The following is a 25,360-nucleotide window of genomic DNA, read 5'->3' on the forward strand; positions in this document are numbered from 1 at the left end:
TCGCTAGAGCCGCTCGACGCGTTCACCCTCGGCGAGCACGCCTCGGGTGTCGAGCACGAGCTTGCCATGGTCCTCGACCGTCGACAGGTCGAAGGCGGCGTGCTGCTGGAGCAACAGCGTCACGTCGGCTTCGGCCACCGCCTTGGCGAGGTCTTCCTCACGTGGCACGTCGACGTCGTCGACCCGCCACTCCTTGACGTACGGATCGGCGAAGACGAGCTCCGCCCCCAGCTCGAGCAGCGCCCGCGCGACCGGCAGGGCCGGGGTCTCGCGCTCGTCGGCGATGTCGGGCTTGTACGTGACACCGAGCAGCAGCACCCTGGAGCCGTTGACGGGCTTCCGCTGCCGGTTGAGCAGTCGTTGCACGCGGGCCACCACGTAGGACGGCATCCGCTCGTTGATCTCCTGCGCCAGCTCGACGAAGCGGAACGGGTAGCCCAGCTTGCGCACCGTGTAGGAGAGGTAGGACGGGTCGACCGGGATGCAGTGCCCGCCGACGCCGGGTCCTGGAAGGAACTTCTGGAACCCGAACGGCTTGGTCGCCGCGGCCTCGATCGACTCCCACAGGTCGACACCGAGCTCGTCGCAGAAGATCGCCATCTCGTTGACGAGGGCGATGTTGACGTGGCGGTAGGTGTTCTCCAGGAGCTTGGCCATCTCGGCCTCGCGGGTGCCGCTCACCGGCACGACCTGCTCGATGAACTGGGCGTAGAACCCGACCGCGCGGTCCTTGCAGGCCGGGGTGTAACCGCCGACGACCTTCGGGGTGTTGCGCAGGCCGTACTTGGGGTTGCCCGGGTCGATGCGCTCGGGCGAGAAGGCGAGGTGGAAGTCGGTGCCCGCGGCGAGGCCCGAACCCTTCTCCAGGATGGGGCGGGCGACCTCGTCGGTGGTGCCGGGCCAGGTGGTGGACTCCAGGACCACCAGCGTGCCGGCGCGCAGGTTGCGTGCGACGGTGGCGGTGGCGCCCTCGACCGACGACAGGTCGGGGCGGTGGTCCTCGTCCAGCGGGGTCGGCACGCAGATGACGACGGTCCGGCTCTCGGCAAGGACGGATTCGTCCAGCGTGGCGGTGAAGCCTCCCGCCAGCATGTGCTCGAGGTCGGCGTCGGTCAGGTCGTCGATGTAGGACGTGCCCGCGTTGAGGGCCTCGACCTTCGCCGCGTCGACCTCGAAGCCGACGACCCGCAGACCGGCCGCGGTGGCCTCCTTGGCCAGGGGCATGCCGACGTAGCCCAGACCGATGATGGCCAGGTCGTAGGCAGTCACTGGATGACCTTGGAACGCCGGAAACAACACTTCATGGTCGCAAAGGCTATCTCAAGTCCGAACGAGCTACGCCTAATGCGATTGAACGCATCGCAAACGGCTGGTCTCCTTGTTACCAACACGAGACCATCATCCAGCAATCGATCGGTAAATATCACGGTAAGTCTCCGCGATACGGCTCCACGTACGCTTCGCCGCCACCTCGGCCCGTCCCGCCTCACCCATCCCGGCCCTTCGCTCGGGATCGTCACGCAGCCCGGCGATCGCCTTGGCCAGCGCCTCGGGATCTCCCGGGGGCACCAGAAGCCCCGCCCCCTCCGAACCCACGAGCTCGGAGAGCGCCGGCAGGTCGCTCAGCACGACCGGCTTGCCGAGAGCCATCGCCTCGACGGGCTTCAACGGCGTGACGAGCCGGCAGACGCGCAGGTCCTCGCGAGGGCAGACGAAGATGTCGATCGCCGCCTGCGCCTGCAGGGCCTCGTCGGGACCGACACGTCCCGGCAGGATCGCGATGTCGCCCAGGCCCAGCTCCTCGACCTGTTCGAGCAGCGCCACCCGCTCCACGCCGTCGCCGACGAGCAGCACCTTCACCGGCGCGCCCTCGTCCCGCAGCAGCGCGGCCGCGTTGATCATGGTGGCGAAACCCTCGTAGGCCACGATGCTCGACACCGAGCCCATCACGATCTCGCCGGGCTCGATGCCGTACGCGGCGCGGAAGCCCGCGCCGTCGTACTCGGCGCTGAGCAGCGAGTCGTCCACCGCGTTCGGCGCGAGATAGATCCTCTCCCTCGGCACCCCGCGTTCGACGATCTCGGTGGCCATGGTCTCCGCGAGGGTGACCACGGCGTCGGCGGAACGCATGATGAACGCCTCGCGGTCGCGCTGGAGCACGTGTCGCTGGCTGCCGATGCGCTTGGGGTCGCGGGAGGCCCAGGTCTCCTCGAGGAAGCCCCGCACCTCGTAGACCATCGGCGTGCCGGTACGCTCGCGCACCGCGAGCGCCACCGATCCGTTGCGATGGTCGGTCGCGGCGTGCAGCACCTGCGGTCGCAGGGTCCTGACCAGCTCGGTCACCTCTCCGGCGCCGCGGATCATCCGCCCCTGGCTCTCGAACGGCACCTCGCCGCTCGGGATCAGCCGGTGGTAGGGGATGCCGTCGATCTCCTCGTACGGCGTCGCGTCGGCGTGCCCCTGCATCATCGGCCAGCCCCAGCTGGTCACGACGTGCGGGTCGAGCCCCGCGGCCTTCTGCGAGGTGACGATGCGGTGCGTGCGGACGGTGTATCCGGCCTGCGTGTACGGCAGCGCGTTCGTCACGCAGTGCAGCACCCTGCCGGGGAACCGCTCGCCCACGATCACCTTCGCCTTGGGCGGGATCGGGTTCGGCTGGATCGCGGCCAGCTCTCCCACGTAGTAGGCGTGCCGGCGCTTGATGAAGGGGTAGCGCGTGTGACCCTGCAGCACCGCGGCGGCCTCGCTCATCCGGCCGGAGTCGAAGTGCTCCTTCGCCTCGCTCCACGGGCCCTTCACCAGGCGCATGCCGAGCTTGCGTACGACGATCTTGGCGCGGCGCGCGACGGGCCAGGCGAACCGGCCGACCACGGGACGGACACTCGGCGGGAGCGTCTCGGCCGCCGCCTGCGCCACGCGTACCGGGTCGGACTTCACCTTGGTCGCGACGACGCGGGAGACGATGACCGGGTGCTGGACGAAGCCCTTGATGAGGCCGCGCAGCCCGGCCTTGGCCGACTTCGCCGAGACCGGGGAGACGGGAGAGTCCAGGGAGGCCGCGGGCGTCGGGGAGTCCGGGGAGGCGGGGAGCGACGCGGGGACCTTCTCCTCGTCCTCGTCCGAGGGCCTCGCCATGACGGTGGGCATGTCGGAGACGGAGGGCGTGTCCGGGACGGGGGGCGTGTCCGGGGCGGAAGGCTTGTCCGGGACGGAGAGGGTGTCCGAGGCGGAGGGCGTATCCGGGAGCGGAGGTGTGTCCGCTGTCTCCGCCGGTTTCTTGTCCGGTTCCGTGGTGCCGTCCGCGTCGGGTTTCCGCGTCGCGTCCACGTCGGAGACCGGGGCCGCGTCCACGGGCGAGGGCGTCTCCGCGCTCGGCGGGGGCGGCGGCTCCGTGGGCGTGTCCACTGCGGGGGTCTCAACGGCCGGGGGCGTCACCGAGGGAGAAGGTGTCGCCGAAACCGAGGGCGTCACCGGATCCGGGGACTTCACCGGATCCTTCGCCGAAACCTTCGCTGGAACCGAGGGGGAGTCTGGCCTGTTGGCATCGGATACCACGCCGTGACCGTACCATAGGCAACGTTTGCCCCACTGCCGCATGAAAGGCGAGGTCAATGAGGGACTTTGCCCGTCCGGGCGCTGCTCAGAGCCCCGATAATCCCCTCGTCCTGCACGTGCTCGGCGCGCGTCCGAACTTCGTGAAGGCCGCTCCCGTGGTGCGCGCCCTCACCGAGCTCGGGGTGCGACAGGGCATCGTTCACACCGGTCAGCACTATGACGCGCTCATGTCGGACGTCTTCTTCGCCGACCTCGGTCTTCCCGAGCCGATCGCCAACCTCGGCGTCGGTTCCGGCTCGCACGCCCGTCAGACGGCGGCCCTGCTCGTCGGCCTGGAGGACGTGGTGCTCGAACACCGTCCCACCCTGGTTGTCGTCTACGGCGACGTGAACTCGACGCTCGCCGCGATCCTCGTCTGCGCCAAGCTCCACGTGCCGACCGCGCACGTGGAGGCGGGCCTGCGTTCCTTCGACCGGGAGATGCCCGAGGAGGTGAACCGGGTCGTCACCGACGGCCTGTCCGACATCCTCTTCGCCACCTCGCCGGACGCGCTCTCCCACCTCGCCGCCGAGGGCGTCGATCCGGCCAGGGTGCACCTCGTCGGCAACCCGATGATCGACAGCCTGTTCTCCGCGCTGGACCACCTCGACCCCGCCCCGGTCCGCTCCCGGCTCGGCCTCCCCGAGCGGTACGCGGTCGCCACCCTGCACCGTCCCGGCAACGTCGACGACCCGGCCTCGGCCAAGGAGCTCGTCGACGCCGTGCTCTCGGTGAGCGAACGCCTGCCGGTCGTGGTGCCGCTGCACCCGCGCGGCCGGACCCGTCTGGCGGAGGCCGGACTGGTGAACGGCGACAACCTCCTCATCGTCGACCCGCTGGGCTACGTGGACTTCCTCTCACTGGTGCGAGGCGCGACGCTGGTCGTCACCGACTCCGGCGGCGTGCAGGAGGAGACGACCATGCTGGGTGTGCCCTGCCTCACGGTGCGGCCCAACACCGAGCGGCCGATCACCATCACACACGGCACCAACCGGCTCGTCACCCCCGCGCAGCTGCCCGCCGCCGCCGACCGGGCGCTGGCCGAGGGCTCGGGAACGCCGTCGGGCGAGCTGCCCCCGCTCTGGGACGGCAAGGCCGGTCCCCGGATCGCCCGGGTGATCGAGAGCTGGCTGCGCGGCGGCAACCTCTCACCGGCCGGTCAATCCGTATCGCCCAAATCCCTTTAAAACGGCCATTTGGCTACGACTTTGGTCGTACGCTGGCACGACCTCTGACAAAGGCGATTCCCCATGAGCGATGAGACCCCAGAAGAGCCGAAGTTCCAGCGTCTCGGACCGATCAACTGGCTGCCCGAGGAACGCAAGGTCGTCGAACGCCTTGAGGAGCGCGTCCACGACCTGGAGCGGCGGCTCGCCATCGCCGAGGCGCGGGCCGACTACGCGCAGTGGAAACTGGAGTCCACCAAGGTGCAGCGCCCCTACCGGGTGGCCGAGGCACTGACGTCCGCCAAGGGGCCGGGGGTCACCGCGCTGCCGGGCAAACTGCGCTCGGCGATGCAGGCACGCAAGGGTCCCAAGCCGCCCCGTCCGGTGGCCGAGGTGGTCGAGGAGCTCGACCGGCAGGGGCCCGTGGTCGACGTACCGCAGGTCAAGTGGCCCGCCGGTCCGATCGTCCGCCCCGACATGAAGGTCGCGGTCATCCTGGACGACTTCTCCCGGATGGCGTTCAAATACGAGTGGGACCAGATCGAGTTCGGGCTCCGCGACTGGCCGGAGATCTTCGCCGAGCGTCGTCCCGAGCTGTTGTTCGTGGAGTCGGCCTGGCACGGCAACCAGGGCCGCTGGCGCTACCAGATGACCGGGACGAAGGCCCCCAAGCCTGAGCTGATCGCCCTGATCGACTGGTGCCGCGCCGAGGGGATCCCCACGGTCTTCTGGAACAAGGAGGACCCGCCGAACTTCGACTTCTTCATCGACACGGCCAAGCTGTTCGACTACGTCTTCACCTGCGACGGCGACATGGTCCCCCGCTACCGCGAGGTGCTGGGTCACGACCGGGTCGACGTCCTGCAGTTCGCCGCGCAGCCCCGGGTGCACAATCCCATCCAGGAGAAGCAGGGGCGCGTCAACGACGTCGTCTTCGCGGGCATGTACTTCAGGGACAAGCACCCCGAGCGCCGCGAGCAGATGGAAACCGTCCTCGCCCCGATCCGCGAACTCGGGCTGCACATCTTCGCCCGCAACGGCACCGTTGACGAGAAGTACGCCTGGCCGAAGGAGTACGTCCCGCACATCGTGGGCGAGCTGCCGTACGACCGGATGCTGGCCGCGTACAAGATGTACAAGGTCTTCCTCAACGTGAACTCGGTGCTCGACTCACCGACCATGTGCGCCCGCCGCGTCTTCGAGCTCTCGGCCTGCTCGACGTCGGTGGTCTCCGGCTGGTCCCGGGCCATCGAGGAGACCTTCGGGTCGCTGATCCCGATCGCCCGCGACGAGCTGGAGTCGTACAACCAGGTCCTGCACCTGATCAACAGCCCCGAGCTGCGCGCCCGCCAGGGGCACCTCGCCATGCGCGAGGTCTTCGACAAGCACCTCTTCTCGCACCGCGTGGACCAGATCCTGGGGATCCTCGGCCGGCCGGTGCAGCCGCGGACCCGCTCGATCTCGGTGGTCCTGCCCACCAACCGCGCCTCCCAGATCGAGCACGCGATCTCCTCGGTGGCCAAGCAGATCCACCGTCCGGTTCAGCTCGTCATGGTCCTGCACGGGCTCGCCATCGACCCCGTGGTGGTGGCGGACAAGGCGCGGATGGCCGGGATCACCGATGTCGTGGTGCTGCCCGCCGACTCGTCATTGTCGCTGGGCGCCTGCCTCAACATGGGCATCGCCGCCGCCGAGGGCGAGTTGATCGCCAAAATGGACGACGACAACCTCTACGGCGAGCACTACCTGTCGGACCTGGCCCGCGCCTTCGACTACTCCGACGCCGAACTGGTCGGCAAGGGCGCGCACTACGCGTACTTCGAGGGCGGCAACACCACGATGCTCCGGCTGCCGGGGTTGGAGCACCGGTACGCCTTCCTGGTGCAGGGCGGGACGTTCCTCGGCAAGGCCGACATGTTCCGGCACTACGGGTTCGAGGACGTGACCCGGGGTGAGGACACCCGCCTGGTCCGCCGGCTCAAGGAGGACCGCGTCAAGATCTACTCCGCCGACCGGTTCAACTTCGTCTACTGGCGCAGTGGCGACAAGTCCCTGCACACCTGGCAGGCCGACGACATCAAGCTCACCCGCAACGCACAGTTCTCCTTCGCCGGGCATCCGGAAGCGCACGTCATGATCTGACTTCGGTTTCGGCGTTGGTGGGGCGGTTCCCGAAGGTTTTCCTGCGGCATGGGCACGACGGCCGGGGGCCGGCGTGTCAGGTGGGTGCGCGCTCCGGTGGGTGCGCGCTCCGGTGGGCGGCCGTCGTTGGTGACGGGGCTGGGTGTCCGGCCGGTGTGGACCAGTGTTCAAGGTGGGTACGCGCTCCGGTGGGCGGGTGCTCCGGGCGGCCGTCGTTGGTAGTCGTCTGGTGGGTCAGGCCTCCGGCCTGGCGGGCGCGCTGGTTGCGGATTTTTATAAGCCGCCCGGAACACCCGCCCACCTCCGCACACGGCCCGTCCCGCCGTAGGCGGTGCGGGCCGTAGTCGCTTCCTTACGGGCCGCCCAGTGTGCGCTGGGACGCTGAAGCAATCCGTACGGGGGCGTACAGGGTCCGTCGCCGTAGCTGAAGCGCCGGTGCGGAAAGGAGCGCAGAGGGCTCGCCGTGACTCCATCGGGCTCGGCGTGGTTCGTCCTCTTGGCTCACCACTCGTTCTTCCCCCTCGGCCGTGAGGGCGTCGGGGTCGGGTCAGTGGCGGACGGCGCAGAGGAGGCGGTTGTTGCCGCGCTGCCAGAGGGTGCCGATCTCGGCGAATCCGGCATCGCGCAGGGCGTCGACGTGCTCGGAGAGCAGGGAGGACTCCGAGCCGTGGTGGTCGGCTCCCGCAGTGGTGCGTGCGGTGTGGAGTTCGGCGAAGGCGGGGTCGGCGGCGATCGCATCCCACCACTGGCGCCAGTCCTCGGGGTGGCCGTCGGCGAACACGCGCCGGGTCTCCCGGTCCTGTACGGCGCGTTCGAGACGGGCGATGGCCGGGGTGGCGTCGTCGGTCTCCATGTGGTCGCCGTTGAGCAGGAGCCCGCCCGGGCGCAGCACGGTCGCCAGTTCGGCGTACATCTTCTGGAGGTCGGGCCCGGAGATCCAGTGCAGTGCGGTGGTGCTCACCGCGACGTCGGCCGGCCTGTCCAGGCCGAGGGATCCGGTCCATCCGGGGGTGCGCAGGTCGAGGGAGAGGAAGGTGAGGTGCGGGTATGCGGCCCGGCCGAGGCCGAGCAGCAGGGGGTCGGCGTCGACCGCGATCACCGTCGCCTGGGGCAGCCGCTCCAGGAGACGGGCGGAGAGCGAGCCCGGTCCACATCCGAGGTCGATGACGAGCGGATCGGGACGGCCCATCGCCTCGACGGCGTCGATCAGCGCGGTGAAGCGCTCTTCACGGTCGGGCAGGTAGCCCTCCTGCTGACGATCCCAGCGTGCGATCCACTCGAGTGCGGCATCGTGGGTGAGCACCATAGTCTCCTTGTGACTGCCGTCTAAGCTTATGACAGTTACAAGCTAGAACGTGAGGATGTGACTGGTCAAGTGGATTTCAACAGTCACACCGATTCGATCGTCCGCGTGGCGGTGGGGTTGGTCAACGAACTGACGCCGGGAGAGAGGCGGGGCCGCGACTTCTCGCCGCCGCACGATCTCGCTCCCGCCGCCACGGAGGGCCTGCGCACCGGCTACCCGGGCCATCGGGAGGTCACCGAGGTGGAGGCCGGCGAGCTCGCCGAGATCGCGGCCCGGCTGCGCGTGGTCTTCGACGCCGTCGCGAAAGGAGACGTCGACGCCGCTGCCCTGCGGGTCAACGATCTTCTTGAGAAGACCAGGGCCCGGCCGATGCTCGAACGACACGACGGAGAGCCGTGGCACCTGCACTTCCACGGCCCCGGCGGCACCATGACCGGCGACTGGGCGGCGAGTTGTGCCACCGGGCTCGCGATCGTGCTGGGGAGCGAGCACCACGACCGTCTCGGCGTGTGTACGGCCCCACACTGCGACCGGGTCTATGTGGACGTCTCCCGCAACGGCACCCGCCGGTTCTGTGGCACCGCCTGCCAGAACCGCGTCAAGACCACGGCCTTTCGGGCCAGGGGCAGGGTTTCGTGAAGGCGGGTCGGAGACCGGCCACCCAGCCGGCCGGCACGAAGATGCGGCTCTCTGGGAGCGGACCGGGGACCGGCCATGGTGGCCCCGGCAGCATCACCGGTCGTCGTCGACGGGCGGAACGCTTGTCGGCCGTCGTTCAGAGGTAGGGCCACTCAGAAGGCGTCCACTCTCGCGAATCACACCCTTCCTACTGTCTGTCTTTGTATCGTAACTTTATGTGATCACAGAATCGCAGACATCCTGGTGCTCGCTCGTCGAATGTGTGCGTGCTGCCGGTGGAGCAGCCCGTTCGGCACGGTTTCCGGCTCGGCGGGAGCAACGGCTCCCGCTCGGTCACGGCGGCACGGCGGGAGGTCCGCCCCCTCATGGCGACTAGGAGCGCCCCGATCCGCGGCCCGGTGCGGAGCGGCGAGCGCGCACTCGCCCCCGATCTCGCCCGTGGCTTCATGCTGTTGCTCATCGCCGTGGCGAACACTCCCTGGTATCTGTGGGACCGAGAGATCCGGGCCACCACGATCCATCCGCCTGGAGGCTCGGCGCTGGACCGGATCGTCCAGGTGGTCGCCATCGTCGGGGTGGACTTCCGGGTCTATCCGATGTTCGCGTTCCTGTTCGGCTACGGCATGGTGCAGCTCCTGTCACGCCAGCGGGCCGCCGGACACTCGGAGTCGGCCGTGTCGGCACTGCTGCGCCGTCGCAGCCTGTGGTTGTTCCTGTTCGGGTTCGTGCACGCGGCGTTGCTGTGGCAGGGGGACATCCTTGGCGCGTACGGCCTGACCGGGTTTCTCCTGTCCTGGCTGTTCCTGCGCAGGAGGGATCGCACGCTGCTCGTCTGGGCCGCGATCGGCACGGGCATCCTCATACTGGAGACCCTGCTCAGTGTGGTGGGGGCCTGCTTGGAGTCGTCCCCTGAGATCTTCGGTTATCTGTCTTCGGGAGCTGCGGGCAGTGCCGAGGGCGATCCGCTCGCCGCGGCGTCGGGACGCCTCGCCTTCTGGCCGATGGTCGTGGTCGGCCAGGGCCTGCTGGGACTCGTCGTGCCCGTCGCGATCGTCCTCGGTTTCTGGGCGGCCCGGCGGCGGATCCTGGAACAGCCGGGCGAGCACCTGCCACTGTTGCGCCGCGTCGCCGCCGTCGGCATCGCCATCGGCTGGCTGGGTGGGCTCCCGCACGCGGCGGCGGTCATGGGGGTGCTGAGGGTCCCGGAAGAGTCGATGTTCGTTTTCGAGATGTCCCAGACGGTTACCGGCCTGCCCGCCGGGCTGGGTTACGCGGCGGCGTTCGGGCTCGTCGGGCACCGGCTCGGACGTCGGCGACGCCCCGGCCTCGCGTCCACGGCGGTGGTCGCGCTGGGCAGGCGGTCGCTCTCGGCCTATCTCGCCCAATCGCTGCTCTGCGCCCCGGTGCTGGCCGCATGGGGCCTCGGGGTCGGGGCTCACCTGCACAGCGCCTCCGTGGCCGGCTACGCGCTCGGCGTCTGGCTGATCACCGTGGTCGTGGCCTATGGCCTGGAGCGTCGCGGCATGCGAGGGCCCGCCGAGGTTCTCCTGCGTCGGCTGACATACCGAACGGGTTGGAAAATCGAAGATCGTCAGGCGGCGTCGGGCGGTTAGGCTTGCACTCCACTGCCTCGCCTGTGCTCGCCTGTGAAGGAGTCACTCGTGATCACCGACCCAACGCTCACCCGGATCGGCCAGGGGGTGGAGTTACACCACCACAAAGGTCAACGTGACGCCGCTCGCGAGCTGTTCGCGCAGATCTGGGACGACATCGGCGGTGAGAAAGGCGAACCTCTGCATGTCTGCGTCCTCGCCCACTCGATGGCCGACGTGCAGGACGACGTACGCGAGGAGCTGATGTGGGATCTGCGAGCGCTCGCCGCCGCCGACCTGGTCACCGACGAGCAGGCGGCCCAGGCCGGGGTGGCGATTTCCGTGGCCGGTCTGTATCCGTCGTTGCACCTCAACCTGAGCGACTGTTATCGCAAGCTGGGCGACCTCGACCTCGCCCGCAAGCACCTCCAGCAGGCGCGGGACACGATCGGCGCGCTTGGTGACGACGAGTACGGGCAGCTCATCAAGGGTGGTCTGCAGCGACTGGCCGAACAGTTGGACGAGGCCACCTGACCGGCGCTTCCGCCTCCCGGGGTTCTCCCCTCTCGGAAACTCGTGTCGGCCACGGGTTCGTGTCGCCCACGGGGAAGGGCACGGATGCCCGGGCCCCCGCTCGCCGATCCTCACTGACGAACACCGGTCACCTTCCGGTCGCCGGGATGTCCCGGGGATTCAGCCGGCCGGGCGGTAGACGCACACGTTCGTGCCCGCCTTGCTGGTGACCGTGGAGACCAGCTCGAACGTGTGCAGGCCGCCGTCGTCGGGGAAGATCGTCTTACCTCCGCCGAGGATCACCGGCATGACGATGAGCCGGAGCTCGTCGACCAGGTCCTCGCTCAGGAGGGTGCGGGCGAGGGTGGGGCTTCCCATGAGCACCAGGTCGCCGCCCTCGGTCTCGCGCAGTTTCCTGATGTGGGCGACGGCCTCGTCACCGGGGATTCGGGTGGTGTTGTTCCACGTCAGCTCGCCGTCGCCCAGTGTCAGGGACACGACGTACTTCGGGATGGCGTTCATCCGGTCGGCGAACGGGTCGCCGGCTCGCCCCGGCCACGCGGCGGCCATGGTCTGCCACGTCCGGCGCCCGAACAGCAGCGCCTCGGCTCCGCTCAGCGCGCCGTCGAAGGCACCGCCGACCACCTCGGGGTCGAAGAACGGGTGGGACCAGCCACCGTGGGCGAAGCCGCCGTCGGTGTCCTCCTCGGGGCCACCCGGCGCCTGCACGACGCCGTCCAGGCTCATGAACTCGACGATCACGACACGCATGGATTCGCTCCTTGAAGGGGGTGGCTCAACGGGTTTCCTTCACGCTCGGGTGAAGGGCGACGACGATCCGATGGTCGCGGCCTTTCCCTGCGGACTCGTCGTGATATTTGGACACCAGGGCCGTGACGGCCCCGGCGAGCTCCCTGGCGAACTCGGCCCGGTCGGCGGCCGAGGCGAAACGCACCTCGCCGTCGATCGCGAAGGTCGCGACGCGCTTGCGTGCTTTGGCGGCGCCGGTGATGAGCGCCCCGACGTCGCGGACCAGCCTGGCCGCGACGGCCAGCAGCCAGCTCGCCGAGAGCTGGTCGGGTGAGCGCGCCGGGTCGGGCTCGACGGAGGAGAGCGCGGTCGGGGAGATCACGTACGAGGCCGCGGTCGCCCGCATGATGCGCTCGTTGACGTTGCCCTTGCGCCGCTCCTCGATCATCTCGACGAGCCCGTGCGCCTCAAGCGTCTTCAGGTGGTAGTTGACCTTCTGCCGGGGCAGGCCGACCTTGGCCGCCAGCATGGTCGCGGAGCCTGGCTCGCTCAGCTCGGCCAGCAACCGGGCCCGGATGGGGTCCAGCGAGACCTCGGCGGCGGCGGAGTCCTCGATCACGGCGATGTCCTGCATGTCCGCAGACTATCCCCGACAAATTATATTGTCAAGGAAGCCCCATTTTTCCGGGATATCGGGGTGTCGGAGGGCTCGGGTCCGCCTCGCTTCTTCGGGGCTCGGTTCTTCGGGGCTCGGATCCGCCTCGGTTCCTCGGGCCTCGCTTCTTGCCGGCGGGCCCCTTTCCCTATTCACCGGTTGCCCTCCCGCGTGCGAGCGCGGGCTCCTCGTACTCGTTCACCGGAGCCCCTCGCCCGGTCGCCCTCCCGTGTACGGGGGCGGGTCTCCTTCGGCTGCCCCTCTGGCCGCGCGCGTGCGGTCGCCCTCCTGCGTACGGTCGCGAGAGAAACCGGGGTCGCGGGCCGCGGTTTGATCTCCGTACGGGCGGCGCTGGAAGCGTATGAGCATGATGTCCCGAATTTCAGGAACCGGTGGGCTCGGGCGGACAGCAACGGCCCCGCCCCAGAAAGATCTGGGGCGGGGCCGTTGGGGGTGTCCGAGGTGGTGGTCTCCGGATCTCCTCGGGGTCTTCCCGTGGAGATCCGGCCGCCCCGGATCACGGACTACCGGACGCCTCGCCTGCCGTAGAGGCTTACCGTCAGGATGACGCCGACCGCGGCAAGGGCGACCTGGATCATCAGCTCGATCCAGTCGATACCTGAGGTGGCAGCGACCCCGAGCGCGCCGGCGATCGCGGTACCGATGAGGGCCGCGACGATACCGATGACGATGGTCAGCCAGATCGGGATGGACTGCTTGCCGGGCACGACGAGCCGACCCAGGGCACCGATGATGGCGCCGATAACAATGGCGGTGATGATGCCGGTGACTGTCATGTTCCACTCTCCCTGTCTGCTCAGCTGCCAGGCGTATGCCCTAGGAAAAAGGAACAACACATAACGGGGTGCCCCGAATTAATGGCCGCGGGTCACGAATCCGTTGCGCGGAGGTCTCAGGCAGGTCGTGCCCCCCGATTCGCCGTGGAGGAGACCCGGCTTCACCTGCCACGAAAGCCACACGGTCCCCATCCGTCTTCTACGGGGGTCCCCGGAAAAAATCTGTCATCCGTGGGGATCGGCCGGGGAAATCCGTCGAAGAAATCGTGGAGAGGGGGCGAAGCGAGGGGTTCGGAGAGGGGGTTCGGAGGGGGTGAAGTCGGCTCTTCGATGGTGAGGGGGACGCTCATCTTCGGCATCGAAGAGCCGTGACGCCGAGAGTCAGGGGGCGAGGGCGGCAGGTTTTTCCGGGGGCGTGGCTCCTCTTTCCGATCTTTCTGAGGGGGCGGCCCCATCGGTCGTCGTGGCCCCATCGGTTGCGGTGGCCCTACCGGTTGCGGTGGCCCCATCGGTTGCGGTGGCCCTATCGGTTGCGGTGGCCCTATCGGTTTCGTCGGTTTCTGTGGCTTCGCTCGCCTCGGTGGTTCCGGTGGTTCCGGTGGTTCTGGCCGTGGCGGAGGGAGGGGCGGCTTCGAGGGGGGCGGTGGGGGTGACGGTGCTCAGGAGGGAGCGGGCGAGGCCGAGGCCGGCGCCGCCGAGGGTGAGGGCCTTGGCGAGCATCTCCTCGACGCCCTGGGCGCCGTTGAGTACGACCATGTGGTCGACGTTGCCGAAGGCCTTCGCCCCCGCCTCGACGATCTGGGGCCACTTCTCGGCGAGTTGCTGGGCGATGACCGCCTCCTGGTTCTCGGCGAGCGCCTCGGCGCGGGCCCGGATCGCGTCGGCGACGGCCAGCCCTTTCGCCCTGGCGGCTTCGGCCTCCGCGAGCCCCTGCGCCTTGGAGGCGTCGGCGGCGGCCAGGCCGCGGGCCCTCGCGGACTCCGCCTCGCCGAAGCCGGTGACCTTCGTCGCCTCCGCGGTGGCGATACCGCGCAGCCGCACGGACTCGGCCTCGGCCGCGGCGGCCTGCTTGACCTGCGACGCCTGCGCGGCGGCGCGGAGCTCGGTCTCGCGCGCCTCGGCCTCGGCCTGGGCGATGCGGGCGTCGCGCTCGGCCCGGGAGACCGTCACGGTCTCGTACGCCCTGGCGTCCGCGGGTTTGCGGATCTGGGCCTGGAGCCGTTGCTCGGCCAGTGCGGCCTCAAGCTCGGCCGCCCGGGTCTCCTGGACGACGACCTCCTGCCGGGCGGACGCCTCGGAGAGCGGCCCCGCCTGGCGGGACCTGGCCTGGGCCTCGTCGATCTCGGCCTGGTAGACCGCCTGCTTGATCTTCGCGTCTCGCCAGGCCGCGGCCTTGTTGGCCGCGGCGATCTGCTCGGCCTGGGTGGCCTCCTGGTCGCGCTGCGCCTCGGCGATGCGGGCCGCGGCGGCGATGCTGGCGGCGTGCGGCTTGCCGAGGTTGGTGATGTAGCCCGTCCCGTCCTCGATCTCCTGGATCTGCAGGGAGTCGACGATCAGACCGAGCCTGATCATCTCGTCGGCGGCCGAGGCGCGGGTCTCGCCGGTCAGCCGTTCGCGGTTGAGGATGAGGTCCTCCACCGTGAGGTTGCCGATGATCGAGCGCAGGTGGCCGGTGAACAGCTCGTGGATGGCACCGTTCATCGAATCCTGCTGGTCCAGGAAGCGCCGGGCCGAGTTGGCGATCGAGTGCAGGTCGTCGCCCACCTTGTAGATGACGACGCCTCGTACGACCACCGGGATGCCCTGCTGGGTGACGCAGGAGACCTGGAGGTTGGTGGCGCGGCTGTCCAGGCGCAGGCGGCGCGCGGTCTGGAAGCCGGGGAGCACGGCGGTGCCCTTGCCGGTGACGATCTTGAATCCGAGACTGTCGGCGACCGTGGAGTTTCCCCGGGCGCCGAGACCGGAGATGATCAGCGCCTCGTTGGGCTCCGCCACCCGCCAGACGGATTTGAAGAGCAGGGTGATGACGAGAAGGGCGACGAGGGCGAGGCCCCCTATGACGAGGTACTCCGTGGGCATCTCGGCCTCCGCGGTGTGGGGGAGATCAGATTCGGGGAGCGGGGCGGATCAGGGGAGCGCGCGGGCGACGTAGATCGTGCGCGGCGGGAAGAACTCGACGACCACCACGATCGACGACGGGGCGATCTCCTCGTCCGGGACCGTCGGGTGGGCGTAGAACGCCTCGACGCCCCCGCGGACCTCCACCATCACCTCCCCGACCAGGCCGGGGCCGATCCGTCCCGTGACTCTTCCGTGCTTACCGACCACGTGATACTCCCCCGCGACATCGGTCAAAGGGAAAAGCGAATATGAAGGCACGGAGGCCGCCCCCGCGTGCCGCGCCTCGCCACCCGGCGACATGGAGGCGCCGGATCCCTCGCTTCACTTTATCCGAGTAACAAGTCGAATGGCCATATGGTTATGGATTATCCGACAATCCGGATGGCATGCCTTCCCTGCCTCGCGGAGTCGTCGGGAGGGCGTCCGGAGCGCCCTCGGAGAGCGCGGAGCAGCGAGAATGAGCGGGATCGGCCGGTGACGGCGTGGGGTGCGTATCGGGCCACTCGCGGCTTTTCCCGGATCGGATCGGCCAAGGCCCCATCTCCCCGCTTAATTCCCGGTCGCCACGACATGACTCTCATGTGGGACATGTCGCGACAGCGCGTTAATGGCCCGGGTAAAAACTTCCCGAAAACGCAGCGAGGCGGCCCCACCGATCCATTCACATCGTGATGATCGCCCCATGACAGATCCTCACGAGATCAATCCACGTAAGGCCCTGGAACTCGGCATGGACCGGATCATCTCCCGCCGGGACTTCTTCGATGGGGTGATCACGGCCACCGGGATCGCGGCGGCGTGCTCGCTGCCCGGGACCGATCGGGAAGAGACCCACTCCGCGCTTCCGGAGGATCTGGAGCTCTCCTGTCCGCCGTCCCTCACGGGGTTGCGCGGCGACACCGCGGAGGCGCTGAGCGTGCCCCACGCCCTCCGCGACCGGCGCTTCTGGCCGTACGTCGGCACCCCGGAACCCACCGGCGAGCACTACGACCTGGTCGTGGTCGGCGCGGGGATCAGCGGCCTCAGCGCGGCCCACCGATGGCTGGAGCGCGAGCCCGGCGCGCGGATCCTCATCCTCGACAACCACGACGACATCGGCGGGCACGCCCTGCGCAACGAGTTCCGCCCGGCGGCCAGGAAGGGGCCGCTGGTCGCGTACGGCGGCTCGCGGTCGATGCAGCACCCGTCGGCGTGGACTCCCGAGGGCAAGGACCTGCTCGCCAAACTGGGCGTCCACCCGGAAGGGCTCGGGGAACCCTCGGGCCGGGAGCCGTACGCGATCCTGGGGATGCACGACGGCGTCTTCTGCGACCGGGAGGCGTTCCCCGCCGGAGGCGCGGAGAGGCTCGTCGTGCTCGGGCCCGGCAGGAGCGCTCCCGAGTGGATCGCCGAGCTGCCCGTCGCCGAGCGGGCCAGACGGGACCTGCTCATGCTGTACGGCGATCCGCCCGACTGGTTTCCCGGCCTGTCCGCCGAGGAGAAACAGGCGCGGCTGGCCCGGCTGACCTACTCGGGCTTCCTCAGGGACGTCTGCGGCGTCCACCCGGACGTGCTGGCGTTCGTCAGGACCATGCCGAGCGACGAGTGGGCCTACGGCTCCGACGCCTTCGGCGCGATCGACGCCTGGGGCAGCGCCGACGAGCACCGGTACCCGGGGTTCCAGGGGCTCGGGCTCGACAGGTCCAAGCCGTCCAGGTACAACTCCCCGACCGTGATCAAGGAGTGGGACGCGGGCGCACCGCGCGCCTGGCGCTTCCCCGAGGGCAACCAGGCGATCGTCAGGATGATGGCCGCCCGCATGATTCCCGGCTTCGCGACGGCCTTCGGCGTGAAGGACATCACCACCGCGAGCTTCGACTACGGCGTGCTCGACCGGCCGGGCAACCGGGTCCGCGTACGGTTGTCCAGCCCGGTCGTCTCCGCCGCCAACGACGGCCCCGCCGGCACGGCCGGCGGCGCCACGGTCGGCTACTTCGACGGCGAGCGGGTGAGAACCGTACGGGCGGGCGGTGTGATCATGGCCTGCTGGAACTCGATGATCCCCTACCTGGTCGACGACCTCCCGCCCGAGCAGCGGACGGCCCTGGGGCGGGCGGTCAAGGTGCCCCTGCTGTACGCGACGGTCCAGCTCCGCGACTGGCGGGCCTGGCGGAGGATGGGGATCAGGCGCGCCCGGTTCACCGGCGCCCGCTGGTGCGTGGCCGAGCTCGACGACCCGGCGGACGTCGGCGCCTATAGGTGCCCGAGGAGGCCCGAGGAGCCGATCACCGCGCACCTGGTCGGCACCCCCGTCACGCCCGGTGTGTCCCCCGCGCAGGGCTCGGTGGCCGGGCGGTACGCCCTGATCGAGACGCCGTACGAGCACCTGGAGTACAGCATCCGCGACCAGCTCACCCGGTTGCTGGGGCCCGGTGGCTTCGACCCGGCCCGTGACATCGAGGCGATCACGGTCAACCGGTGGGGACACGGCTACGCGCCGGAGTACGCCACCCCGTGGGACCTCGACTTCTACCCCGACGGAACCCCTCCTGCGGCCGTCGCCCGCAGGACACACGGCCGGATCGCGATCGCCAACTCCGACTCCGTTCCGGCCGCCCGCGCCGACGCGGCCGTCACCGCCGCCTACCGCGCGGTCGCGGAGCTGCAGGACGGACCCTCGCGCCCTTCCCGCCCTTCCGGCCCTTCCTCCGGACCGCTCCTGGCCTGACTCCGGCGTCCCCGCTCCGACCTCGGGGGTCGGTCGGTCGTGGTCGGTCTCAATCGGTCGCGGTCACGGTCGGTCAGTCGCGGTCATGGTCGTGGTCGTGGTCGGTCGCGGTTCGTGCTCGGTCGGTTTCGATCGGAAGGGCCGCTCAGCCCGGCTTTCTCAGTTTGGTGAAGGCCCAGCTCATGCTGGGCTCGACCGCCCAGTGGGTGACGCGCCGCACCGGCGCCGTACACAGCAGGGCGGCGAGCCCGACCCCGAAGAGCGCCACGGCCGTCACCCCGGGTACGGTCTGCGCCCAGTCGCCGTAGAACCGCTCGGCGACCTTCACCACCAGGCCGTGGAGAAGGTAGGCGTACATGGTCGCCATGCCGAGCCCCGAATACCAGGTGCGCACGAAGGGGGTGACCGCGAGGAACGCCGCCACGAGCACCGCCCCCGCCGCCAGCATGCCCAGGCGGATCAGGCTGCCGGTGAGGTCGTCCACCCCGATCGCGTCGTTGGCGTGCCGCCAGCGGATCCACTCGGTCTTCACCATAGTGTGCGTGGCGAGCGCGAGCGCCGCGCCTGCGGCGAGGGTGACCGCGCCCGCGACCCGGACCCACCGCCTCCTGAGCCACTCGAAGTGCTCGGGCCGCAGTATGAGCCCGAGTACGTAGAACGGGAGCAGGCCGAGGGTGCGGTTCATCGACAGCTCGTCGGGGAGCCTGCTCATCCCCGACAGCAGCGACAGCCCGACCGCGACCACGAGCGGCCATCGCAGTTGCTGCCAGACCGGCGTGGACAGCCGCCACAGGAACAGCGACATCAGGAACCAGGTCAGGTAGTACGGGTCGAGGAGGCTGATGTCGAGCTTGCCGTACAGGAAGAGACGCGGCAGTGAGTAGATCAGCTCGAAGATCACGTACGGGACGGCGAGGGTGCTGATCAGCTTGCGCGCCTTGCCGGACGAGAAGGTGAAATTTCGTGACAGGTAGCCGCTGAGCACGATGAACAGCGGCATGTGGAACGTGTACACGAAGAAGTAGGCGGCATGCGCGACCGGAACGTCCCGCAGGTCCTCGATCAGGTGGCCGGACACGACCAGGGTGATCGCGAGGAACTTGGCGTTGTCGAAGAACGGGTCCCTCGCCGTGGCGGGCGGGAGGGCGGCCCGCAGCGGGGTTGCGACGCTCACAGCCCGGGACCGTAACCGGACCCGCCCAACACCCGGCGAACGCCCGGTGACGCGCGGGGAAATCCCCGCCGCGTACGCGAGGACGTGCGGCCCACCGTCTTGCCGTTCTTCCCTCGGCCACATCCCCGCCGTGCACGCGAGGACGTACATCGTGGGCACGCCCGTCGCGAGGTCAGGTCGCGAGAGCGCATCGTGGGTCCACCCGTCGCGAAGTCAGGTCGCGACGCCGTGGGGCGTGGCGCGGCCGCCCGTCGGGAGGGCCGCGTAGGGGTGGGCGGTTACGCGACGGCGGCGGCGCTGGCGTCCCAGAGGGCGCGGGCCAGTGCGGGGTCGCTCATCCTCTTCGGAACGGCGGCGGGGGCACTCTTGGCGAAGTAGCGGCCGGGGTGGGCGGCGCCGTCCGGATGGGTGGCGAGGTGGACCATGGTGCTCGCCCCCTCCTCGACGGTCTGCCCCATGCCGGGGATGTTCTTCACCATCCACATCATGAACGTCGACGGGGCGAACTCGGTCTTGATCACGCCGGGGTGGAAGCAGGTCGCGGTCACCTCGGTGCCCTGGAGGCGGCGGGCGAGTTCCACGGTGAACAGGGCTCCCGCCTGTTTGGTGTCCCCGTACTGGAGCCAGCCGCTCCAGCGCCGCCGTTCGCGGTTGAGGTCGGAGGGATCGAGTCCCCCGGTCTTGCCCGCGCGGGAACTGGTCGTGATCACCCGCCCGGTGACCCGTTCGAGCAGCAGGTTCGTCAGCAGGAAGGGGGCGAGGTGGTTGACCTGGATCATCGTCTCGTGGCCGTCGCGCGTGAACGTGCGCTCGGTCGTCATGACCCCCGCGTTGTTGACGAGGATGTCAATCCGGTCGTAGCGGGAGAGCAGTTCGGCTGCCAAACTACGCACATCATCCAAAAGGGTGTAATCGCAGGTAAACGTATCCGGGAGCACCCCGGAGACCTCCCGCACCCTTTCTGCCACCCGAGCCGTCTTGTCGGGATTACGGCCGACCAGAACTACGGTCTGCCCGCGCCTCGCGAGCTCCACCGCGGCAGCAGCACCAATTCCGGCACTAGCCCCGGTAATCACACTAATCATCGGATCCTCCACTGCGCAAAAACCCTATTCGGTGCTAGTCTCCTGTGCGATCTTCCGGAGGCGTAATCACCCCTAATGCGGCACGGGCCTCCACACGCTCAGAGGTTGGGACGAGTGGACATGGGCTCTAGAAACCGCTCGATTCGGTTCAAGATTTTCTCGCTGCTGCTCCTGCCTCTGTTGTCGTTGAGCGCGCTGTGGGGCTTCGTGCTCAATCTCACCGTCGGTGACGGCCTCGCGCTGCTGAGGTCGAACACCGTGTACCAGACGGTGGGCGTCACCTCCACGGACCTGGGCCTACAGCTCCAGGCCGAGCGGACGCTGGCGTCGGTGGCGATCAGCTCCCGGGTCCTCACGAGCGGGATGGGTGAGCAGCGCGCCCGCACCGACCGGGCGGTCGGCGCGTTCAAGGCGGCCGCGGCCGAGGATTCCGGCAGCCCGGAACTGAACAACTCACTGAGCGAGCTGGTCCGCAGGCTCGAAAGGCTCCCCAGCATCCGCTCGGGCGTCGACAGCGGACAGCACACGCGGCTGGGCGCGCTGTCGAACTACAACCAGATCCTCGACTCGGTCTTCCTGGTGTACGACCAGATGGTCGCGCTGCCCGATCTCTCGATCTTCCAGCAGGCCTCGGCCATGCAGGGGATGGGCAACGCCTACGAGATGATCGAGAGGGAGAACGCGCTGATCAGCGGGGCGCTGATCGACAAGCGGCTGTCGGAGGAGGAGCGCAGGGCCTTCGGCGAGTACGTCTCCACCCGGCGCTTCCTGCACAACCGGGGCGCGGCCGCGCTGGATCCCGAGCTGGGCACGCAGTACCGCGACACCTTCGCCTCCGCCACCTTCGAGAAGTTCACCGACCTGGAGAAGGTCATCATCTCCTCGGCCGGCGACCGGCTTCCCCCCGAGGCGAGCGCGTGGAAGGCGACCACGAACGCGCTCACGACGTGGCTCGACAAGGTCAACCTCGCCGCCGCAGAAGCCCTGGCGGACCGGGCGCAGGGGGTCGCCACCGGTGTCCTGGCCCGGATCGTGATCGCCGGTGGCGTCGGCCTGATCGCGGTGGTCGCGTCGATCATCATCTCGGTCCGCTTCGGCCGCCGTCTCGCCGCCGAGCTGGCCGGGCTCCGTTCGGCCGCCCTGGATCTGGCGGAGGTGCGGCTCCCCCACGTCGTGGACCGCCTGCGGCGCGGCGAGGAGGTCGACGTACGGGCCGAGGCGCCGCCGATCCAGGCGGGCGGCTCGACCGAGGTGCACGACGTGGCCCACGCGTTCGGCTCGGTGCAGCGCACCGCCGTGGAGGCCGCCGTCGGCCAGGCCAACCTGCGGCGCGGTGTCAGCCAGGTCTTCGTGAACCTGGCCAGGCGCAAGCAGAGCCTGCTGCACCGCCAGCTCACCCTGCTCGACAGCATGCAGCGCCGGGCGACCGACCCCGACAGCCTTCAGGACCTGTTCCGGCTGGACCACCTCACCACCCGCATGCGGCGGCACGCGGAGGGCCTGATCATCCTGTCCGGCGCCGCCCCCGGCCGGTCGTGGCGCAAGCCGGTGCCGGTGATCGACGTACTGCGGGCCGCGATCGCCGAGGTCGAGGACTACACCCGGGTCAGCGTGACGCCGGTGCCCGACATCTCGCTCGACGGGGCCGCGGTCGCCGACATCACCCACCTGGTGGCCGAACTGATCGAGAACGCCACGATCTTCTCGCCGCCGCAGACCGCGGTGACCGTGCGCGGCGACGTCGTGGCCAACGGATTCGCCGTCGAGGTCGAGGACCGTGGCCTGGGCCTGAGCATCGCGGAGTACGAGGCGATCAACGAGCGGCTCGCCAACCCGCCGGAGTTCGACCTGGCGGACAGCGACAGGCTCGGCCTGTTCGTGGTGGGCCAGCTCGCCTCGCGGCACGGCATCCAGGTCATCCTGCGCGGCTCGCCGTTCGGCGGTACCACGGCCATCGTCCTCATCCCCCGCTCGGTGATCGCCCAGCAGGACCCGCCGCTCGCCCTCACCGCGGAGCGGACGTCCCCCGCCGAGCGCGGCACCGGACGCCAGGCGGAGCCGTACGTCCCCGCCCAGCCGGGAGCGCTCGCACCTCCGGCCGGCGGCAACGGACTCCCGCGCAGGAACAGGCAGACCTCCCCGAGGCCGCCCCAGCCCGAGCAGCCCGCGGCCCCCTCTCTCAGCGTGGTGTCGGACCTGCCCGACCGCACACCGTCCCCGCCCGCGGGCCCGGAGCCCGGATGGGAGACGGGCTGGGACACCGGCTGGGACACGGCCTCACGCGAGACGCCTCCCACGGCGTCGCCCCGAGGGGCACCTCAGGAGCCCCGTGAGTCCCACGAGACGCCCCGGGAGGCCCCCGCCGGGGAAAAGGGCGGCAACGGCGGTCCGACGCGCCAGACGGCCGCACAGGCCCCCAAGGGGCCGGGCGGCCTGCCCCGCAGGATCCGGCAGGCGAACCTGGCGCCTCAGCTCCGCCAGGAGGCGGAGTCCACCGGGCCCGCCGAGCCCGAGCCGAGCGCGGAACCGAACGAGGAGCGTTCGCCGGAGGAGGCCCGCGCGTTGTTCTCCGCCTTCCAGGCGGGGTCTCGACGCGGTCGCGAGGAGCAGGACAATGACTTCGCGCACCATACGACAGGCGATAAGGGGGACAAGTGACCGGAAAATTGACCAACACCGGCGAGCTGAACTGGCTCCTCGACGACTTGACCACCAGGGTGGGTGCGGTGCGCCAGGCGGTGATCCTCTCCACCGACGGGCTCGCCGTCGGATTCTCGAAGGGGCTCCTGCGCGAGGACGCCGAGCATCTGTCCGCGGTCGCCGCCGGGTTCCAGAGCCTGGCGCGCGGGGCGGGACGTCACTTCGGCGGAGGCGATGTGCGCCAGACCATCGTGGAGATGGAGTCGGCGTTCCTGTTCGTCACCGCCGCCGGGCAGGGCACCTGCCTGGCCGTGCTGAGCAGTTCCGACGCCGACGTCGGTCACATCGCGTACGAGATGGCGATGCTGGTCAAGCGGGTCGGCCAGCACATCTCCACCAACCCACGCCAAGGTCTCTCATGAGGGGGGGAGCGGACGGCCGCGTCGGCCGCGTCGGCCGCGTCTTCAGCGGACCGCTGGATCCCCGAACCCGGTACCGGAGGCCTGGATGACCCACTGGATGGACGAGGACGCCGGGCCCATCGTCCGGCCGTACGCCCTCATCGGGGGTCGCACCCGTTCCTCCGGTGACAAGCTGGACCTGGTCGCGATGGTCACCTCGACCCGTGGCGCTCCCACCGGGGGGTTCGTCCCAAGCCCCGAACAGGAACGCATCCTCGCCATGGTCACCACTCCGACCTCGGTCGCCGACGTCGCCTCGGACCTCAACCTGCCGCTCGGCGTGGTGCGGGTCCTGCTCGGCGACCTGCAGGACCACAAGCTCATCTCGATCGGGCGCGCCTCCGCGAGCGAGCGCATTCTCAAGGAAGTGATCAATGGACTTCGGGCCCTCTGACGAACCCGTCGCCCTCAAGATACTCATCGCGGGTGGCTTCGGAGTTGGCAAGACCACGCTCGTGGGCGCCATCAGCGAGATCCGGCCGCTCCGCACCGAGGAGGTCCTCTCCGACCGCGGTATCGGCATCGACGACGTCGACGGCGTCGAGGGCAAGACCACCACCACGGTCGCGATGGACTTCGGCCGCATCACGATCAGGGAGGGGCTGGTCGTCTACCTGTTCGGCACTCCCGGCCAGGAGCGTTTCTGGTTCATGTGGGACGAGCTGTCCTACGGCGCGCTGGGTGCCGTGGTGCTCGCCGACACCCGGCGGCTGACCGACTGCTTCCCCTCGATCGACTACTTCGAACAGCGCGGCACGCCGTTCATCGTGGCCGTCAACTGCTTCGACGGCGCCGAGCGGCACGACGCGGAGGAGGTGCGCGTCGCCCTGGACCTCGACGTGGACGTGCCGGTGCTGCTCTGCGACGTGCGGCGCCGCGTCTCGGCGAAGACGGTGCTCGTGACGCTCGTGGAGCACTCGCTGAGGGTGCTGACGGCCAGCCAGAGCTGAGAAAGCCGGACGAGGTGCAACCGGCCCCCGTGGCGGGGCCGGGCGCCGGCTCGGGCGCTCAGGGCCGGAGGGCGGAGGGCGTCACAGGGCGCGCAGGCCGCTGATCAGCTCCCTCAGGAGGTTCTCCGGGGGCATGGAGGCGGCGGGAAGCGGCGACCGTACCAGGATCAGGCCCTGGTCCAGCAGGTCGCCCAGGAGAACCCTGATCACGCCGATGGGCAGGCCCGCGTCCGAGGCGATCTCCACGATCGGGCGTGCCCGTTTGACCAGGTTGAGCAGCCGCCGGTGCTCGGAGCCCAGGTTCGCCCCCGAGGCGACCGGCGCTCCCGTCGCCACCGCCACCGCGAGCATGTCGAGCGAGGAGGACGACGCCCGGGTGCGTCCGCCGGTCATCGCGTAGGGGCGGACGACGGGACCCGCCTCCTCGTCGACCCACTCGACGTCGTCCTTCACAGGCCCCCCACCCGGGGGCTTGTGGCCAGATGTTGGCCGACGCGGGTGACCAGGCGGGCCATCTCGTAGGCGACCAGACCCACGTCCGCGGCACCGGTGGTCAGGACCGAGAGGCAGCTCCCCTGGCCCGCGGAGGTGACGAACAGGAACGCGGAGTCCATCTCCACCATCGTCTGGCGCACGCTGCCCCCGCCGAACTGCAGGCTGGTGCCCTTGGCGAGGCTCTGGAAGCCGGAGGCGACCGCGGACAGGTGCTCGGCGTCCTCCTTGCTCAACGCTCGGGACGAGGCCATCATCAACCCGTCGTTGGACAGGATCAGTGCGTGCGAGACGTCCGCCACACTCGTGACGAAGTCATCCAGAAGCCAATGAAGCTCACCCGGCACGTGGTCAAACCCCTTCCCCTGCGATGGTCTCGCCTGCCGCCGGCCCCCACCGGCTCGGTAAATCCGTTCCCGCCGATCCGTTCCCACCGGCGTGACTCCGAAGCACCCGAACCGGCGCGACTTCGCTCACACCGGCGTGACTCCCAAGCATTCGAACCGGCGCGACTTCGCTCACACCGGCGTCGCCCTGACGCGCCCGAGACCTCCGGGCGGGGCTCCGCGAACCCGA

General features: G+C 69.6%; 22 protein-coding genes. 10 read left to right on the forward strand and 12 right to left on the reverse strand.

Annotated features, from left to right (window positions below):
* Nucleotides 1-3 precede the first annotated feature (3 nt).
* Together ACFY3D_RS05605 and ACFY3D_RS05610 are read right to left on the reverse strand one after the other, a co-directional pair.
* Nucleotides 4-1,269 carry a nucleotide sugar dehydrogenase gene (locus tag ACFY3D_RS05605; protein WP_389975288.1) on the reverse strand — a complete coding sequence of 422 codons (1,266 nt, stop codon included), beginning with the start codon at nucleotides 1,267-1,269 and terminating at the stop codon, nucleotides 4-6.
* Nucleotides 1,270-1,398: 129 nt separating this feature from the next.
* The gene (locus tag ACFY3D_RS05610) at nucleotides 1,399-3,405 is read right to left on the reverse strand and encodes a glycosyltransferase (RefSeq protein WP_389975290.1); all 2,007 of its coding nucleotides are present in this window, start codon (nucleotides 3,403-3,405) and stop codon (nucleotides 1,399-1,401) included.
* Between the two features lie 206 nt (nucleotides 3,406-3,611).
* Between ACFY3D_RS05610 and wecB the strand changes: the two genes are divergently transcribed.
* Together wecB and ACFY3D_RS05620 are read left to right on the forward strand one after the other, a co-directional pair.
* On the forward strand, nucleotides 3,612-4,781 hold the full coding sequence (wecB, locus tag ACFY3D_RS05615; RefSeq protein WP_389975293.1) for a non-hydrolyzing UDP-N-acetylglucosamine 2-epimerase: 1,170 nt from the start codon (nucleotides 3,612-3,614) through the stop codon (nucleotides 4,779-4,781).
* Nucleotides 4,782-4,844: 63 nt separating this feature from the next.
* Nucleotides 4,845-6,902: a glycosyltransferase gene (locus ACFY3D_RS05620; RefSeq protein WP_389770961.1), complete on the forward strand. Its 2,058-nt coding sequence runs from the start codon at nucleotides 4,845-4,847 to the stop codon at nucleotides 6,900-6,902.
* Between the two features lie 547 nt (nucleotides 6,903-7,449).
* Here the strand turns inward: ACFY3D_RS05620 and ACFY3D_RS05625 are convergent.
* Nucleotides 7,450-8,205, reverse strand: a complete 756-nt coding sequence (locus ACFY3D_RS05625) for a class I SAM-dependent methyltransferase (RefSeq protein WP_389975296.1) — start codon at nucleotides 8,203-8,205, stop codon at nucleotides 7,450-7,452.
* A 72-nt stretch (nucleotides 8,206-8,277) separates the two neighbouring features.
* On the opposite strand from ACFY3D_RS05625, the gene ACFY3D_RS05630 reads away from it, so the two are divergent.
* The 3 genes from ACFY3D_RS05630 to ACFY3D_RS05640 all read left to right on the forward strand — a co-directional run bounded on the left by ACFY3D_RS05630 (nucleotide 8,278) and on the right by ACFY3D_RS05640 (nucleotide 10,973).
* A complete protein-coding gene (locus ACFY3D_RS05630) occupies nucleotides 8,278-8,847 on the forward strand; it encodes a CGNR zinc finger domain-containing protein (RefSeq protein ID WP_389975299.1) in 570 nt (189 codons plus the stop codon).
* 365 nt (nucleotides 8,848-9,212) lie between these two features.
* Nucleotides 9,213-10,460, forward strand: a complete 1,248-nt coding sequence (locus ACFY3D_RS05635; protein ID WP_389975302.1) for a DUF418 domain-containing protein — start codon at nucleotides 9,213-9,215, stop codon at nucleotides 10,458-10,460.
* Between the two features lie 48 nt (nucleotides 10,461-10,508).
* Nucleotides 10,509-10,973 (forward strand): hypothetical protein, encoded by a 465-nt coding sequence (locus ACFY3D_RS05640; protein WP_362903876.1) that lies wholly within the window; start codon nucleotides 10,509-10,511, stop codon nucleotides 10,971-10,973.
* 159 nt (nucleotides 10,974-11,132) lie between these two features.
* Here ACFY3D_RS05640 and ACFY3D_RS05645 read toward each other — a convergent pair whose 3' ends face one another.
* The 5 genes from ACFY3D_RS05645 to ACFY3D_RS05665 all read right to left on the reverse strand — a co-directional run bounded on the left by ACFY3D_RS05645 (nucleotide 11,133) and on the right by ACFY3D_RS05665 (nucleotide 15,482).
* Complete coding sequence (locus ACFY3D_RS05645; RefSeq protein ID WP_389975305.1) at nucleotides 11,133-11,723, reverse strand: dihydrofolate reductase family protein; 591 nt, start codon at nucleotides 11,721-11,723, stop codon at nucleotides 11,133-11,135.
* A gap of 25 nt (nucleotides 11,724-11,748) precedes the next feature.
* On the reverse strand, nucleotides 11,749-12,336 hold the full coding sequence (locus tag ACFY3D_RS05650; protein ID WP_389975308.1) for an ArsR/SmtB family transcription factor: 588 nt from the start codon (nucleotides 12,334-12,336) through the stop codon (nucleotides 11,749-11,751).
* Between the two features lie 545 nt (nucleotides 12,337-12,881).
* Nucleotides 12,882-13,154 carry a GlsB/YeaQ/YmgE family stress response membrane protein gene (locus ACFY3D_RS05655; protein ID WP_350942387.1) on the reverse strand — a complete coding sequence of 91 codons (273 nt, stop codon included), beginning with the start codon at nucleotides 13,152-13,154 and terminating at the stop codon, nucleotides 12,882-12,884.
* 381 nt (nucleotides 13,155-13,535) lie between these two features.
* Entirely contained in the window at nucleotides 13,536-15,233 is a 1,698-nt protein-coding gene (locus ACFY3D_RS05660) for an SPFH domain-containing protein (RefSeq protein WP_389975311.1), read from the reverse strand.
* 48 nt (nucleotides 15,234-15,281) lie between these two features.
* Nucleotides 15,282-15,482, reverse strand: a complete 201-nt coding sequence (locus ACFY3D_RS05665; protein WP_362770070.1) for a hypothetical protein — start codon at nucleotides 15,480-15,482, stop codon at nucleotides 15,282-15,284.
* A gap of 475 nt (nucleotides 15,483-15,957) precedes the next feature.
* Between ACFY3D_RS05665 and ACFY3D_RS05670 the strand changes: the two genes are divergently transcribed.
* On the forward strand, nucleotides 15,958-17,982 hold the full coding sequence (locus ACFY3D_RS05670; protein ID WP_389975315.1) for an NAD(P)-binding protein: 2,025 nt from the start codon (nucleotides 15,958-15,960) through the stop codon (nucleotides 17,980-17,982).
* Between the two features lie 145 nt (nucleotides 17,983-18,127).
* Here ACFY3D_RS05670 and ACFY3D_RS05675 read toward each other — a convergent pair whose 3' ends face one another.
* Together ACFY3D_RS05675 and ACFY3D_RS05680 are read right to left on the reverse strand one after the other, a co-directional pair.
* Nucleotides 18,128-19,156 carry an acyltransferase family protein gene (locus tag ACFY3D_RS05675; RefSeq protein ID WP_389975318.1) on the reverse strand — a complete coding sequence of 343 codons (1,029 nt, stop codon included), beginning with the start codon at nucleotides 19,154-19,156 and terminating at the stop codon, nucleotides 18,128-18,130.
* A 278-nt stretch (nucleotides 19,157-19,434) separates the two neighbouring features.
* Entirely contained in the window at nucleotides 19,435-20,241 is an 807-nt protein-coding gene (locus ACFY3D_RS05680) for an SDR family NAD(P)-dependent oxidoreductase (protein WP_389975321.1), read from the reverse strand.
* Nucleotides 20,242-20,361: 120 nt separating this feature from the next.
* Here ACFY3D_RS05680 and ACFY3D_RS05685 point away from each other — a divergent pair, with 120 nt between their 5' ends.
* From ACFY3D_RS05685 to ACFY3D_RS05700, 4 genes are all read left to right on the forward strand, one after another.
* Nucleotides 20,362-22,899: a nitrate- and nitrite sensing domain-containing protein gene (locus ACFY3D_RS05685; RefSeq protein ID WP_389975324.1), complete on the forward strand. Its 2,538-nt coding sequence runs from the start codon at nucleotides 20,362-20,364 to the stop codon at nucleotides 22,897-22,899.
* Nucleotides 22,896-23,303 carry a roadblock/LC7 domain-containing protein gene (locus tag ACFY3D_RS05690; protein WP_344914882.1) on the forward strand — a complete coding sequence of 136 codons (408 nt, stop codon included), beginning with the start codon at nucleotides 22,896-22,898 and terminating at the stop codon, nucleotides 23,301-23,303. The genes ACFY3D_RS05685 and ACFY3D_RS05690 overlap by 4 nt, the downstream gene beginning before the upstream one ends.
* A gap of 85 nt (nucleotides 23,304-23,388) precedes the next feature.
* A complete protein-coding gene (locus tag ACFY3D_RS05695) occupies nucleotides 23,389-23,736 on the forward strand; it encodes a DUF742 domain-containing protein (protein ID WP_350942372.1) in 348 nt (115 codons plus the stop codon).
* Complete coding sequence (locus ACFY3D_RS05700) at nucleotides 23,717-24,292, forward strand: ATP/GTP-binding protein (RefSeq protein WP_350942370.1); 576 nt, start codon at nucleotides 23,717-23,719, stop codon at nucleotides 24,290-24,292. Before ACFY3D_RS05695 ends, ACFY3D_RS05700 begins: the two co-directional genes overlap by 20 nt.
* 81 nt (nucleotides 24,293-24,373) lie before the next feature.
* On the opposite strand, the gene ACFY3D_RS05705 is transcribed toward ACFY3D_RS05700, so the two are convergent.
* Nucleotides 24,374-24,745, reverse strand: coding sequence for a DUF742 domain-containing protein (locus ACFY3D_RS05705; RefSeq protein ID WP_362518451.1), 372 nt, complete (start codon nucleotides 24,743-24,745; stop codon nucleotides 24,374-24,376).
* Nucleotides 24,742-25,131, reverse strand: a complete 390-nt coding sequence (locus ACFY3D_RS05710; RefSeq protein ID WP_350942366.1) for a roadblock/LC7 domain-containing protein — start codon at nucleotides 25,129-25,131, stop codon at nucleotides 24,742-24,744. The genes ACFY3D_RS05705 and ACFY3D_RS05710 overlap by 4 nt, the downstream gene beginning before the upstream one ends.
* Nucleotides 25,132-25,360 lie beyond the last annotated feature (229 nt).

The sequence above is a fragment of the Streptosporangium sp. NPDC000509 genome (assembly GCF_042898365.1).
Taxonomy (GTDB): Bacteria; Actinomycetota; Actinomycetes; order Streptosporangiales; family Streptosporangiaceae; genus Streptosporangium.